Source organism: Dyadobacter soli (assembly GCF_900101885.1).
In the GTDB taxonomy this organism is placed as follows: domain Bacteria; phylum Bacteroidota; class Bacteroidia; order Cytophagales; family Spirosomataceae; genus Dyadobacter; species Dyadobacter soli.
The window spans coordinates 1-14221 of the sequence record NZ_FNAN01000033.1 but is presented as its reverse complement, the minus strand read 5'-3'; the positions used below and the strand labels follow the sequence as shown (position 1 = coordinate 14221).

General features: G+C 48.6%; 10 protein-coding genes and 1 rRNA gene. 5 read left to right on the top strand and 6 right to left on the bottom strand.

The window, feature by feature from the left end; all coding sequences use genetic code 11:
* Position 1: 1 nt before the first annotated feature.
* Together BLQ88_RS34775 and BLQ88_RS34770 are read right to left on the bottom strand one after the other, a co-directional pair.
* Positions 2–1435, bottom strand: a complete 1434-nt coding sequence (locus BLQ88_RS34775) for a DUF5723 family protein (protein WP_090157631.1) — start codon at positions 1433–1435, stop codon at positions 2–4.
* Positions 1432–3351 carry a RecQ family ATP-dependent DNA helicase gene (locus BLQ88_RS34770; RefSeq protein ID WP_090157630.1) on the bottom strand — a complete coding sequence of 640 codons (1920 nt, stop codon included), beginning with the start codon at positions 3349–3351 and terminating at the stop codon, positions 1432–1434. Before BLQ88_RS34770 ends, BLQ88_RS34775 begins: the two co-directional genes overlap by 4 nt.
* Positions 3352–3462: 111 nt before the next feature.
* Between BLQ88_RS34770 and dacB the strand changes: the two genes are divergently transcribed.
* The gene (gene dacB, locus BLQ88_RS34765; protein WP_090157629.1) at positions 3463–4737 is read left to right on the top strand and encodes a D-alanyl-D-alanine carboxypeptidase/D-alanyl-D-alanine endopeptidase; all 1275 of its coding nucleotides are present in this window, start codon (positions 3463–3465) and stop codon (positions 4735–4737) included.
* Here the strand turns inward: dacB and BLQ88_RS34760 are convergent, their stop codons facing one another.
* Together BLQ88_RS34760 and BLQ88_RS34755 are read right to left on the bottom strand one after the other, a co-directional pair.
* Positions 4738–6432, bottom strand: a complete 1695-nt coding sequence (locus BLQ88_RS34760; RefSeq protein ID WP_090157628.1) for a hypothetical protein — start codon at positions 6430–6432, stop codon at positions 4738–4740.
* Between the two features lie 47 nt (positions 6433–6479).
* On the bottom strand, positions 6480–7496 hold the full coding sequence (locus BLQ88_RS34755) for a toxin-antitoxin system YwqK family antitoxin (protein WP_090157627.1): 1017 nt from the start codon (positions 7494–7496) through the stop codon (positions 6480–6482).
* 93 nt (positions 7497–7589) lie between these two features.
* Between BLQ88_RS34755 and fcl the strand changes: the two genes are divergently transcribed.
* Positions 7590–8531, top strand: a complete 942-nt coding sequence (gene fcl / locus BLQ88_RS34750) for a GDP-L-fucose synthase (RefSeq protein WP_090157626.1) — start codon at positions 7590–7592, stop codon at positions 8529–8531.
* 187 nt (positions 8532–8718) lie between these two features.
* Positions 8719–9192: an Lrp/AsnC family transcriptional regulator gene (locus BLQ88_RS34745; protein ID WP_015813234.1), complete on the top strand. Its 474-nt coding sequence runs from the start codon at positions 8719–8721 to the stop codon at positions 9190–9192.
* 188 nt (positions 9193–9380) lie between these two features.
* Here BLQ88_RS34745 and BLQ88_RS34740 read toward each other — a convergent pair whose 3' ends face one another.
* Positions 9381–10877, bottom strand: coding sequence for a DUF4301 family protein (locus BLQ88_RS34740; protein WP_090157625.1), 1497 nt, complete (start codon positions 10875–10877; stop codon positions 9381–9383).
* 88 nt (positions 10878–10965) lie between these two features.
* On the bottom strand, positions 10966–13266 hold the full coding sequence (locus BLQ88_RS34735) for an ATP-dependent helicase (protein ID WP_090157624.1): 2301 nt from the start codon (positions 13264–13266) through the stop codon (positions 10966–10968).
* Between the two features lie 190 nt (positions 13267–13456).
* Between BLQ88_RS34735 and BLQ88_RS34730 the strand changes: the two genes are divergently transcribed.
* The gene (locus BLQ88_RS34730; protein ID WP_090157623.1) at positions 13457–13801 is read left to right on the top strand and encodes a hypothetical protein; all 345 of its coding nucleotides are present in this window, start codon (positions 13457–13459) and stop codon (positions 13799–13801) included.
* A gap of 269 nt (positions 13802–14070) precedes the next feature.
* A 16S ribosomal RNA gene (locus tag BLQ88_RS34725) occupies positions 14071–14221 on the top strand; the annotation flags it as partial.

Below are 14221 nucleotides of genomic sequence, written 5' to 3'. Positions count from 1 at the left end.
ATCAATCCTTGTCTTTTTTACGAGATGATTTCCACGCGGTAAAGCCGATGTACATCATGCTGCCGCGTGCGCCGCCGCTTTTCATGAGGCCGTTCACATTACTGAAACCGAGAAAAACCGGTCCGAAATGCCCAGCGAGGCCAATGGAAGGCCGGTTATTTCCCTTAATGAACGAGATCGGGAACGAAAGGCCCGAATCCTCATCCTCAAAGCGTGGCGTAACGATAAAAGTATTAGGCACATACATATCTAATGAGTTCGTGCCACCGCTTTTCAAACGGCTGGTCTGTGCGAGGTTCAGGAAGAAGCCATTGAAAACCTGGATATCGGCTTCCAGGTTGAGCGCCTGCGGCAATTTTACCTTTTGAGCGAATGCGGTGCTGGTATCACCCGGAAAAAGGCTCATGAAGCCCTCAGGACCACGGTCACTGATCGTTTCAAGTTCCGTCTGGCGCACAACCACATCGCTATGCGTTCCGCTCACGACCCTTGAATCCGAAGTTTTGTATTTCACCGACCCCACATCCGTCAATGAGCCCGCAATGCGGACGAGGTAATCCGGGCTGTCGTTATAAACTTCCTTGCGACCACTCCAAACCGAGCCGATTTCATAAGAAAAACCAAGGTCATAGCCCCAGCCGGCACCATATTTATCGGAACTGAACAGATTTCCGATCCCTGCCTTCCGGTTCGGCGTGCTGTACCCGCTTTCGTAGGTGAGGTTATCGATTTCCAACTGGCTGATATCCGGGTCGGTGCTGCTTACCGGGTTAATGCTGTAACGGTCCGCATTACCTCTCAAATAGGCCACACGTGCACCGAAAACGCGTTTTACAGTTACGCCTACGCGGAACTTATGCCCTTCGATATCGAGCAATTGTGCGCCGTAGGAAAAGCTGAGGTCCGAAAAGCTTTGCTGAACAAGGCTGAAATCGCCCCAGGCCTCATTGGAAAGCGGCGGCGTGCTGCCGGTATCCAGCCTTTTCATATACAAATTATCGATCGCGGAAGGGATATTGCGCCCCAGCACAAAACCGCGCGTGCGCAGCTGCACCGCCACGCCGTGGTATTTGCCCAATGCAAAAGAAGCCGATGGCCAGCGGATTTCACCCGTTAGAAAAATGGGGTCTTTGTAGGTAAGCGAGCCCATCGTACGCGAACGGCCGTAAAGTTCCTTGGTCGAATGCGGCGCAAGAATGGGGTAGAGGAACGAGTTTTCACCGATGAAGCGGAAATAGCGGTACTTAATGCTCCCTCCGAGCGTGAGGACATTGATCTGAAACTTGTGCCTCGGGCCGCCCAATACCGACGGATTGTAAGTAGCGCGGTACAAGCCGCCGTAATTACTGAATTGCATGCCGGGAATCTGCTGCGCGACAACGCATTGCGCCGTCATCAGCAGGCACAGTACTGTGGTAAGTAATGAGGTTTTCAAAGTTGAGTTTTGTTAGTCGGGGTCAGCATTCCCTGTTCGTTGTAATGGATCGCTTCCTCCTGGATTAATTCTTGCAATGTTTTCAGAAACGCATCGCCGGGCAGGTTTTCAAATGCTCGGCTGAGTTCCGCAGGCAACATCGGGCCCTCACGGTTCAAAAAGTCGGTGATCAGGTCGGCCAAACCGGCTTGATTGATCGCCTCATTCTTTCGGTTTTGAATGCATATGTCGCACACACCGCATTCCTCCGCATCGAATTCGTGAAAATATTCCAACAAAAGCAAAGTCCGGCACCGTTTAGTATGTGACGCGTAACGAATTACAGCCTGCGCCTTTTGAAGGTCCCGGTCTTTCTTTTTTTGTATTTCAAAAACATTCAGCGGAAGTAAAGAAGCATCATAGCGCGGTGTCAGAAATGTGAGCTGGGGCTTGTCTTTCCGGGGTTCGTAGTCGATAATTTCACGTTCGGCCAGGAATTTCAGCTTCCTCAGGACCTCGGGTACGGAGGCAAAATGGATCTGCGCCAGTTCCGTTTCCGAAATGCGCACATACTCCGTAAAAAGCTCGCCGCCATACATCCGCAAGATCAGTTTGATAAACGAATCCAGCTCCTGGTAACGTATCTGAAAGTCGTACAATTGCCGGTTATCAACCAGGAAATGGATTTTCGAAGCATCGCCGAAGCTCTCACTGAGCTGCACAAAACCCTCTTCTTCAAGGAGTTTTAATGCATAATGCGTTTCATTCACCGGCAAGCCGAATATTCCCGCAAAATCCTGAATATCAAAATCGAAGCCAGACAACTCCCCGGCACCGGTCGCTAGTTTGTAGTAATTCGCGAGTGCCTGATACACACGCCGGAGCATTTCCACCGGCGGATATTTCCGCTCGATACTGTCGATAAGTTCTTCGAGATCGATTTTGTTGAAAAGCGCGACGGCGTAAGCCTTTTTTTCGTCCCGTCCCGCGCGTCCAGCTTCCTGGTAATAGGCTTCCAGGTTGTCGGGCAAGTCAAAATGGATTACCGCGCGGACATCCGGCTTATCGATGCCCATTCCGAATGCATTCGTCGCCACGACAATGCGAATCCGGTTCTGGATCCATGCCGTTTGCCGCTCCGAACGGTCTTTGAAAAGCAAGCCTGCATGGTAGCTCGTTGCCGAAATACCCTGGCGGTTCAGCCAGTCGGCGAGGTCTTTTGTACGCTTCCGGGTGCGAACGTATACGATACCCGTTCCCTGCACATTACGTAAAATCTGTATTAATTTCCGCTCCTTGCTTTCTTCCGGAAATGCGGAATAGGATAGGTTAGCGCGCGCGAACGATTGTTTAAACACCCGCGCATTGCGCATTTCGAGCTTATCGAGAATGTCGGCCCGTACTTCTTCGGTGGCGGTGGCGGTGAGCGCCATCACCGGCACTTTGGGTAAAAGCTTCCGGTATTCGGCGATAAGGAGGTAGGAAGGGCGGAAGTCGTAGCCCCATGCCGAAATACAATGCGCCTCGTCGACCGCGAGCAGGCACACCTTCATACGCTTCGTGCGCGCGATCATAATATCCGTACGCAGGCGCTCGGGCGACACGTAAAGGAACTTAGTATTGCCGTGAATGCAATTATCCAGTGTAACGTCGATCTCCGTCTTGCTCATGCCGGAATGGATCGCCGCGGCAGGAATATGCCTGCGTTTGAGCTGCTCCACCTGGTCTTTCATGAGCGCGATAAGCGGGGTTACCACAATGCAAACGCCTTCCGAGGCCATTACCGGCACCTGGAAACAAATGGATTTCCCGCCCCCGGTCGGAAGCAGTACCAGCGTGTCCATACCGTTCAGGACCGCCCGGATGGCATCTTCCTGGAACGGCCTGAATGCGTCGTAACCCCAATATTGTTTCAGGACAGACCGGATATCAGTCATCAGAATTTGGTGTGGTGATCAGTTTTTACAAAGTAATTGCATCTTCACCCACTAATTTGTCAATACAACGAAAATATTATCTTTGTTTAAAGTTCAATTTAACCCGTTTCCATGCGCACGCTGCTCTTCTTTATCAGTATCATTGCATTATCGGGCTGCTCGGCCTCCCATTACCTGAAACGCGAAATCGACCGCTCGGCGGTTCTCAGTCAGCAGCATACCGGCGTTTCTATTGCGCGCATCGGCGATCAGAAGTCGCTGGCCGGTTACCAGGACAATAAGTATTTCATTCCTGCATCCAATACCAAACTTTTCAGCTTCTACGCAGGCTTATCCGCGCTCAGCGACTCCATTCCCGGCCTCGAATACCTCGAATGGGGTGAATTGCTCCTCATCCGCGGCACCGGCGACCCTTCGCTTTTGCACCCGGATTTACCGCACAGCAAGGTTTACGATTTTCTCAAAGGCCGCAAGGACCAGATATTTTTTACGCCGTTTCACTTCGAAAACAAACGTTTCGGCCCTGGCTGGGCATGGAGCGACTATAATGATTACTACCAGCCCGAGGTGACCGCCATGCCGATTTACGGCAATATCGCCCGTTTTAAAAGCTCCCCGGCAGGGAAATACCAGGCCAATCCACGTTTCTGGGATAAATCAATGGTACAGGACACGGCCGTTTCGGGGATCGAGCGGGAGGAATTGCAGAATGTATTTCATTATCCGAAAGCAGCAGGTTCAAAAGCGGTTACGCGCGACGTGCCGGTGCATATGACCGACCAGCTGATGCTGCAACTGCTGAGCGATACATTGAAAAAAGAGATCAAACTGATCAATATCCCGCTGGAAATCGAGTTGCAGACCGTGAACAGCATTCCGTCCGATTCGCTTTACACGCGCATGATGCAGGTAAGCGACAATATGCTGGCCGAGCAACTCATGCTTATTTACGCCACTGCCAACAAGCTGCCATTGAGCTCGGAAAAGGCCATTAAGCACGCCATAGAGCACCATTTGGCCGATTTACCCGATAAACCGATCTGGAAAGACGGCTCCGGACTGAGTCGTTACAATCTCTTCACGCCCCGAACAATGGTAGCATTGCTGCAAAAAATTTACGCGAAGGTGCCGCAGGAAAGGTTGTTCAAAATATTGCCGGCAGGAGGGAAGAGCGGAACCCTGAAGAACCTTTTTAAAGAGGAACCACCATTTATTTTTGCCAAAACAGGCAGCCTGAGTAATGTCTACAACCTGAGCGGTTATTTGATCACGAAAAAAGGCAAAGTACTGGTTTTCAGTTTTATGAATAACAATTTCACCAAACCTACGGCCGATGTCCGCCAGGAAGTAGAACGCATTCTCACCAGCGTACACAACAAATACTGATTACTGCTTTTCCTCCCAGGTTTTGCCGGTGCAGTAAAGGGTGTTCTGCCCATTTTTACGCACAAGAAGGTAAATTTTGTAAATCCCAGGCTCGACATTAGCCGAGTGAAAACTGGCATTGATACCCTTATTGAAATACATCCCGCGCCGAAGCGTCGTTTTCAAAGGCACGGAAGCCTGGTTCGGCTGCGCTGCGTATACATGCTCCGTTGATTTAAGAATCACGTAAGCGCCGTCGGAGTAATCTTTTTCCGCCTTGAAAAAATCCTGGTGAAAACCTATTACGATATGTTCTCCCAGCAACCCGATTTCATCCGGTGGATAAATGCTGTCGCACGAAACTGAATCGGCCCGCGGGTTCCAGTTTTCAGCCAGCGGATCGGCGGAGCGGTAGTAGGAGCGGATCTTTTCATAATGCTGCTGGTCCATGGAAAACATGCGAATACCCAGCCAGTCGGCATTGTAGCGCGCATTGAACTCCTGCGCAATGGCCGCGCGGCGGTTGTTCACGGCCTCGGCGAAGTTGCTGTGTACCAGCAAGAGGTTCATTACAATTGCCGCTACCAGCATTCCGGGCGCGAATTTTCTCCTGGCCGCATTTTGTACAATAGCAAGAAAACCAAAATACAATGCAATGCACCAGAGCGTCGAGTACATGCGGTAACGACCTTTAAACATCCCCTCGAATGTATCCGTGGGAATGCGCTTGTACGTAAGCGCGAGAGCAGTAATGCCTGTGAAAATAGCTATTGCCAGCGCAAAAAGGGCCGTTTGATTGGCATATCGCCCTTTCAGCCAGGTCGAGTTCCAGAGCGGAACGTATTGTTTTCGGTATAACAAAAGCAATCCCGCGATCATCAGCATACCCATTACGGATGCCTTGTATAATCCCGCCGTCGGCGTACCGTATGCGCTAAGCGTCGCCCAGGAGCCGATAAAACCGAAGAAACCAAAGAACCCTTCCTTGACCTGCTGCGGGTTTGAGAAGTCGAGGTTTTGGGTAATGGGGGTAAAATCGATGAAATAAATGACTGCGATGATGAGCGTCGTCGCCAATGTTATAAAAAATTGCTTTCTATAACCGCCCAGCAAAAACAGCAAACCTATTACCGGGAAAACCATCAGGCCGTTGCCGTAGGTAAATGTCGCTGCGACGGCGAAAAGCAGCGAAACAGCAGCCCGCTCAGGCTTGAAAGCCGCAAAATACAGCGCACAAAGCACGAAAAGGATCACCCCGAAATTGCATAGCGAGCTCACGCCCCAGAAGATGTTTTCAAACGACTGGATATTGAACCACAGCCACATGACCGGCACAAAATACCAGACAGAAAGCCGCAAATGCCTGAATGCGCGATAGAAAACCAAAGTGCAAAGCGCCCAGCAAATATTGGCGATGATCATCGGCCAAACCAGGTTGACCGTACCGAATGTATTTTCAAGTAGCAGGATTACCGAGCGGGAGAATACCAGCCGGTGCTCGGGGAAAAGGGTTGTCAGCAGCTTCCATTTGCCTGCCAGATCAGCCTTCGAAAATTCGGGAATAATACCGAGGATCAGAATGTCATCGAATGCTACGTAATTGACATTCAATGCAATAACTTTAAATACCCAAATATAAATGAGAACGGGTATCAGGCACAACAGCCATGCAAGCCAGCTTTTTTCTCTGACAAAACGGAGGAAAGATGAAAACATGCGTGCTAATTAAGCAGGTGAGGCGTGATTTTCAACCATGCACTAGCCTAATTTTCGGTTTCCTCCTCTTCAGCGGAAGCGCGGGGATCTTTGGTATAATCGTAGAGCAGCTTGCCTTTGTCGTCCCACTCACGGAGAATAAAGGGCTCAAAATCCTCCTCCCAGGCCGTTTTGGGATACTGGATTTCTTTCTTGCGCTGGCGGCGGAACTGGTAATATTCCACCCAACGGCCTATTTTCTTACCGGAATCATATTTGCCATTCGCGGCCAGCTGACCCTCCTTGTAAAATTGCAGGAATTCGCCCTCTACCTCGCCAAATGCGACAGGCATTACCTCTTTTACCTGCGTATGCGCAGAATCGTAATACGTAATGCGCGACTCCGCGGGGAAGCCGCGGTTCCAGACGGCCTTATCGATCAGGTTGTATTTCGTATCATACTTCACCCAACGGCCATCTTTCACACCCATATAATAGTACCCTTCCTCGATCAGGTTTTCGCCGCTGTACTTTTTATATGAACCGTGAAGCGGCATTGCCTGTGTTTTGTCCTTGATCAGCGAGGAGCTCAGTCTTCTGGATTTCTTGTCATACCAGCGCGTTTCGGTTGCCCGCACGTACTCGCTCATGGGTTTGAATTCCTTCAAAACATGGAAATTCTCGACCGTGGCACGGTCTCCGCTGCCGTATTTGACCGACATGCTCTGCATCGGAATGCCTTCATATTGTACTTTGGCAAGACGCGCCTTTTCCTTGCGGGCTTTGCGATCTTTCTTTTGGCTCTTGTATTCTTTCACCCGAAGACCGAGATCAGGGATTGTTTCGCCGAACAATGTGGAGATGTTAGTGGACTTGCCTTTACCGCCCGGTACCGAGGTGTTAACCACCGGATCCAGGCCCGAAACGAAGGATTTCAGGTCTTTGGTACGGGTTACCGTGTCCTTTTTCACCTGTTCTTTGGGAAGCCACGAGGGCGTCGAAGTATCCTTCTGACCTTCCTGGGCAAAAGCGGAAACCGAGAGACAGATGGTAAAAAAGCCGCAGAACAGTGCTACTCTTTGCATGTATATAGGATTTTTCTTCAGGGCAAGATTGTTACTTTTGTAACGAATTGGTTTTTTCTATATTGATTTCCAAGACAAATTTAAAAAAACACCGTGGAAAAAAGCGCTAAAATTTATATTGCCGGGCACAGGGGAATGGTTGGATCTGCTATTCTCAGAAAATTGGAACAAGAAGGATTCAACAATATCATCACCAGAACTTCCTCCGAGCTCGACCTCCGCAATCAGGCCGATGTCCGGGCATTTTTCGAAGCGGAACGTCCTGAATATATCTTCCTTGCTGCTGCCAAAGTGGGCGGCATTATGGCAAACAATATTTACCGCGCAGAGTTCCTGAACGATAACCTGCTCATTCAGAATAACGTAATCGACAGCGCATACCGCGCCGACGCAAAAAAACTGATGTTCCTCGGTTCGAGCTGCATTTACCCGAAACTGGCGCCGCAGCCGTTGCAGGAGGATTCTTTGCTGACGGGCCTTTTGGAACCTACCAATGAGCCTTACGCGATTGCGAAAATTGCAGGTATCAAAATGTGCGAGGCCTACCGTTCGCAATATGGCTGCAACTTCATTTCGGTTATGCCGACTAACTTATACGGGCCGAACGATAATTACGATCTGAACAATTCGCACGTTTTGCCGGCCATGATCCGCAAATTCCACGAAGCAAAAGAGGAAGGAAAGCCGTTTGTAGAGCTTTGGGGCACTGGTTCGCCGCTACGCGAGTTCCTGCATGCGGATGATCTTGCTGCCGCCTGCTATTTCTTAATGCAGAATTACAATGAGGCCGGCTTCCTCAATATCGGTGTAGGTTCGGATGTTACTATTAAGCATTTGGCAGAAATGATCCAGCAAGTGGTAGGATATGAAGGCGAAATCAAATGGAACACCGATAAACCGGACGGTACGCCTCGGAAACTGATGGATGTAACCAAGCTGCACGCATTGGGCTGGAAGCACACCATCGACCTTGAAGAAGGCATTACGAAGACTTATCAGGATTTTCTCGAAAAAATAGAAACATATGTTGTGTAACCCAGATCATAACAACAGGTTACAATCGAAATAGCCTAATATTTCAATACTAAAATCATATTTCACCTACTATAATTCTATTTTTAGACAAAATTTCAGTATAATATTACAAGAATCTTCGGGAAACTAATTAGTTTTGCGGCGTCCCCCAAAATGGGCACGTCATATAAACCTTAGTCATAGAGAAATGTCGGCCATAATTAAGTTAGATCAGATAGACCGCAAAGTACTGGAGATTTTACAAACGAACGCGAAAATAACCAACGCTCAATTATCCAAAGAAATAGGCCTTTCACCGGCTCCAACGCTGGAACGCGTGAAAAAGCTCGAACAGTCGGGAATCATCAAAAGCTACCATGCGCAGCTGGAACCTGAAAAGGTAGGATTGGGCGTAAGCACTTTCGTTCAGATTTCGCTCGTAGGGCACCGTAAGGCTGTTACCGAGTCATTTGTTGAGAAGATTCACGCCATCCCGGAAGTCATTGAATGTCACCATATTACCGGAACAGGCGATTTTTTGCTCCGCGTTATTTCCAAAGACATCAGCACATATCAAAAGCTGATGCTCGAAAAAATTAACGAAATCGAAGAAGTGGCCAGCACGCAAACGATGGTCATCCTCTCGACATTCAAAGAAAGCAAAGTGTTACCAATACCTTGACGGTTTTGAGTTCAGAGTTTATGAGTTTATGAGCGGTCAGCCGCAGCGGTTCAAAGCTAAAGAGTTTAAAGTTTAGGAGTCTGGCTCTGATCTGAACGAACTTTAAACCATAAACTCTAAACCTTAAACTCAAATAAAAAATGGTCGGAATTGCTTCCGACCATTTTTTATTTGGTATGCATTGAAAACTATTGGTGCTGCTCGCGAAGGAGGTCATTCACCGTTTTCACCGGGTTGAATGTGATCAATGGTACCTCCACGAAAAGCGTGTTCCAATCGGCCATCGAACCATTCCAGAGGCCGGGCAATTCCTGCGCTTTCAGCTCCTTACCATCTTTGGATTTACCTGTAATAAAGCCTGTTAGCGGATCACGGAATTTCTTCAGGTCGTACAACTCACTTTTTTTATTCTTCACCGCACACACCAGGTCTACCGGATTGAAATGCGTTGAATTCTTGAAAATGCTGTTCTGATCCGCATTATCGACATCCACCTGCGCCGATTCCACGATTTGCAGTGACGATGATCCGTCCGCATTCTCAGCCCAGAACGGGCCGCCGCCCGGCTCTCCCTGGTTCTTCACCATTCCGCACGCACGCAACGGGCGATCCAGCTTTCCTACAAAATATGCCTTCTTCTGATCGTTATTCCACGATACAAAATCCACGGGCGGGATCACGCAAAGTTCATTGCGGAAAAAGCCGTCGAGTTCTGCCAGCAATGCGGTGTCGGCATTTCCGGCGAGTTGATCGAGGTAAGCGAAGATCTTTTTCTGATATCTCAAAACAATGCCTGCGAGCGCCTTTTTATAGGTAATTGTCTCACTCTTAATGCGATCCGGCACGACATTGTCGATATTTTTGATGAAAATAATATCCGCATCGAGTTGAGCAAGGTTTTCCAGCAATGCGCCGTGGCCCGCAGGACGGAACAACAATGAACTGTCTTTTTCGCGGAAAGGCGTATTGTCAAGATTAACGGCAATGGTATCCGTCGAGCTTTTTTGTTCTGAAAAGGATACAATATACCGAACGCCATATTGCGTCTGGTAACTCGGAACCACTTCCACCACGAGTTTTTCGAACTTGTCGCGGTGCTCGGGTGAAACTGTGAAATGGATCTGCACATTGCTGCCCGCATTCGCATATTTCGCACCTTCCACCAAATGCTCTTCCAGCGGCGTGCGCGAGCGTTCTGTATAATTATGGAACTTCAAAAGCCCTTTTGGCAGCTCTCCGTAACCTAAGCCCTTGCTCGTCAGGAAGTAGGAAGCTATGGTTTTTTCGTCGGCAGATTCGATGTCATGACCGTCGACAGCCAGAGATGTTTTCAGATCCTCGTAGAATGCAAAATCTTTCAGTTTTGTAAAGAACTCGTCCACCGACTTGTCCTTCTTATCTTCCTGCAAAAAACTGAAAAGCGATTTGAACATGCGCGTAGCCGCGCCCGAAGCCGGTACAAATTTTAAAAGTGCAATCTCGCCATCAGCAGCACTTTTATCGAACTCACTGATTACCTGCGCGATGTCTTCGTCTGTAAGCCTGATAACGCCGTCGCCTACCGTGGCGGCCTTCGACAATTGCAAAAACGGAAAGCCCTTTTCAAAATAACGGACTTGCTCTTCCACGACGCTTAAATCGCTTCCTCTTTCCTGTATCTGTTGAATATCGTTTTCAATAAACATAATTTATGGTTTTAATCAGTGAAGTTTAGGGTAAGATTTATCACAAAAAAGCCTGGAATTTTAATAACTTCATCAATATTTTCTGCATTTATTTCAGCACGCGCAACTTGGCGAAACTGAGGAGCAGCGTTTTTTCACCCACCAGGTCAAACTTGACGGTCGCTTTTCTATCGGTACCATTGACGTCCATTTTGGTCACCACCCCGAAACCGAATTTCAAATGCTCCACCTTGTCGCCTTCGGCCAGGTCGAATGTATCCGTCGGAACGAAATCGGCTGACGGCACATGGCTTGTAGCTGCCGTCGCAGCCGGCCGGGCTTCGGTTTTCCGTTGAACCAGGTTGCGGGCAAAAGTCGTCACGGGAGGCGTCGTATCACGTTCCAATGCGCTTTGTACCATTCTGTTCACATTCAGGTACTTCTGATCGACTTCCAGCAGGAAGCGGCTCGGCTCGCACATTTTCAGGCGGCCCCATTGGTAGCGGCTTTCGGCATAGGAGAATGACAATTTCTTTTCCGCGCGCGTGATCGCCACATAGAAAAGCCTTCTTTCTTCCTCCAAATCCTGCCGGCTTTCGAGCATCATCTGGCTTGGGAAAAGGTCTTCTTCCAACCCTACAATGAATACATTCCTGAATTCCAGACCTTTCGCCGAGTGAATAGTCATCATCGTAACCCGGTCGTGGTCATTATTATCGTCCGGTTCGTCTGCATTAGTCAGCAGCGACACCGATTGAAGGAACGCGCTCAACGTTTTGTCATCGCTCTCATCGCTATCGACAAATTCCTTGATACCGTTCAGCAATTCCTGCACGTTTTCGTAGCGTGAAAGGCCTTCCACGGTCTTGTCTTCATATAATTCACGCAGAATGCCGGATGCTTTGGCGATGTGGGAAGAAATTTCATAGGCGTCCTTGCCTTCTTCCACCAGGATTTTGAAGCTTTTGATCAGCGTCGCAAACCCTTCGATAGGCGCAATGGTACGTCCCGAACCGAACTGATTGATATTCGCCACCACATCCCAGATCGCGACATTATTCTCGGAAGCAGTTACCGCTATTTTAGCCACAGTCGTATCTCCAATGCCTCTTTTGGGTAAATTAATGATCCGTTTGAAGGCTTCTTCGTCCCGCTGGTTCACTGTAAACCGCAGGTAAGCGAGCAAGTCCTTGATTTCTTTCCTTTGATAAAAAGACTGGCCACCTACAATGCGGTACTTGATACCGAGCTTCCGGAGCGCTTCTTCGAATGAGCGGGACTGTGCATTGGTACGGTATAAAATCGCAAAATTCTCATTACGAAGCGATTTCTGCATTTTTTCCTCAAAAATGGCGGTAGCAATCAACCGGCCTTCCTCGTTATCCGAACCAGCCTTGATCACGTCGATCAGCGAGCCTTCTTCATTGGAAGTAAATGTCTTCTTTTCAAGCTGCGACTTGTTCCGCGCGATCACCGAATTGGCCGCTTCTACAATCGTGGTGGTCGATCGGTAATTTTGTTCCAATTTAATGACCCGAACATCCGGAAAATCCTTCTCGAAGTTGAGAATGTTCTCGATGTTGGCGCCACGGAATGCGTAAATACTCTGCGCATCGTCACCCACGACGACAATATTGCGGTGCACAGCCGACAACTTCCTGGTAATAAGGTACTGGGAAACGTTCGTATCCTGGAACTCATCGACCATCACGTGCTGGAACTTGTGCTGGTACTTATATAATACGTCGGGGAAATCGCGGAAGAGGACATTCGTATTGAAAAGCAGGTCGTCGAAATCCATCGCATTGGCTTGGAAACAGCGCGTCGCGTAGGTTTTGTAAAGCCTTCCGATCTCCTTCATTTTCGCCGCATCGTCGTCCTGCTGGATCACCGGGTTATTAATGTAATCATCCGGCGAAATAAGCCGGTTCTTCGCTCCGGAGATCCGGTTGAAAACTACATTGGCCTTATAAACCTTGTCGTCGAGATTATATTCCTTGATGATACTCCTTAATAATGACTTCGAATCGTCGGTATCATATATAGAGAAATCGCTGGTATAGCCCAGGTAGCGGGCCTCGATGCGGAGGATTTTGGCAAAAACGGAGTGGAAAGTACCCATCCATATATTGCGGGCCTCGGTACCTACGGCTCCTTCGATCCGGCTGCGCATTTCACCGGATGCTTTATTGGTAAATGTCAGGGACAAAATGCGGAAAGGGTCGACACCTGTTTCGATCAGCCGCGCAATGCGGTAGGTCAGTACCCTGGTTTTCCCTGAACCCGCGCCCGCAATGATCATCAAAGGGCCATTTCCGTGCAGCACAGCCTCCCGTTGGGGCTCATTCAAGGTCGAGAGATAATCGTTGTGGTTCAAAGTTGTATGCTTTTCCAATTCCTTATTATACATAGCAAAAGCCAAAGTTAGGAAAAACCGGCAAAAGCATTCGGAATCTCAGGGCTTGTAAGAGAAGGCTATCGCACAAATATTATTCCGCAATCAGAACATAAGGCGTGCATTGTTGGTTAAATAGCAACAATTTGAGATTTCATCATATATATAAGGCATTGCCTACACGCGAACAGGACTAATGAGTACAATGAATATAGAAGACCAACCGCTGGAAGTACAATGGGAACATCTGCTCGGGCAGCTGGAAGAATGGGTAGGTAAAAAACCGGGCGACCTGAATGGCGTGCTTTTCCTGATAGGTGTGCAGGAGCTTGGGCAGGGGGCGAAACGATTTTCGAAAGAGCAGAAGCAGGATTTGATGCATATAGGAATATGCAGGGTCCTAAGTATGTCGTCTTATTACAGTCTTGAATACGTTGATAAGGATGGCTGGCCGCATTACAAGCTGGAAAGAGCGCTTCCTCCGGGCGATCTTTTGAAACAGGAAGCGCTTTTGAAGATGCATGTGATCGAGTATTTCAAAAATCTTTGAAAAAATTACGCATCGGTGGTTTCTGGTTATCAAATGGTTAGTAAAAGTGTGAGAAATTATTTAAAAATATTTGCGACTGGTGCTTGCATGTTAAAAATAAACCTCCCACTTTTGCACTCCCAATCGGGAACAACGGCAGCGAAAACGATCGCCGCCACGAGTTTCGGGAAGTCCGAAGCAACGTTCTTTGACATGATGAAGAGAGCAAAAAGATAGGTTCGTTAGAAACATTGATCTACTTTTTCGGAAGTAAGATTACAACAACATTTACAATGGAGAGTTTGATCCTGGCTCAGGATGAACGCTAGCGGCAGGCTTAATACATGCAAGGCGAAGGGGCAGCAATGTCACTGTCGTACGGGTGCGTAACGCGTATGCAACCTACCTATCACTGGGGGATAGCCCGGGGAAACCCGGATT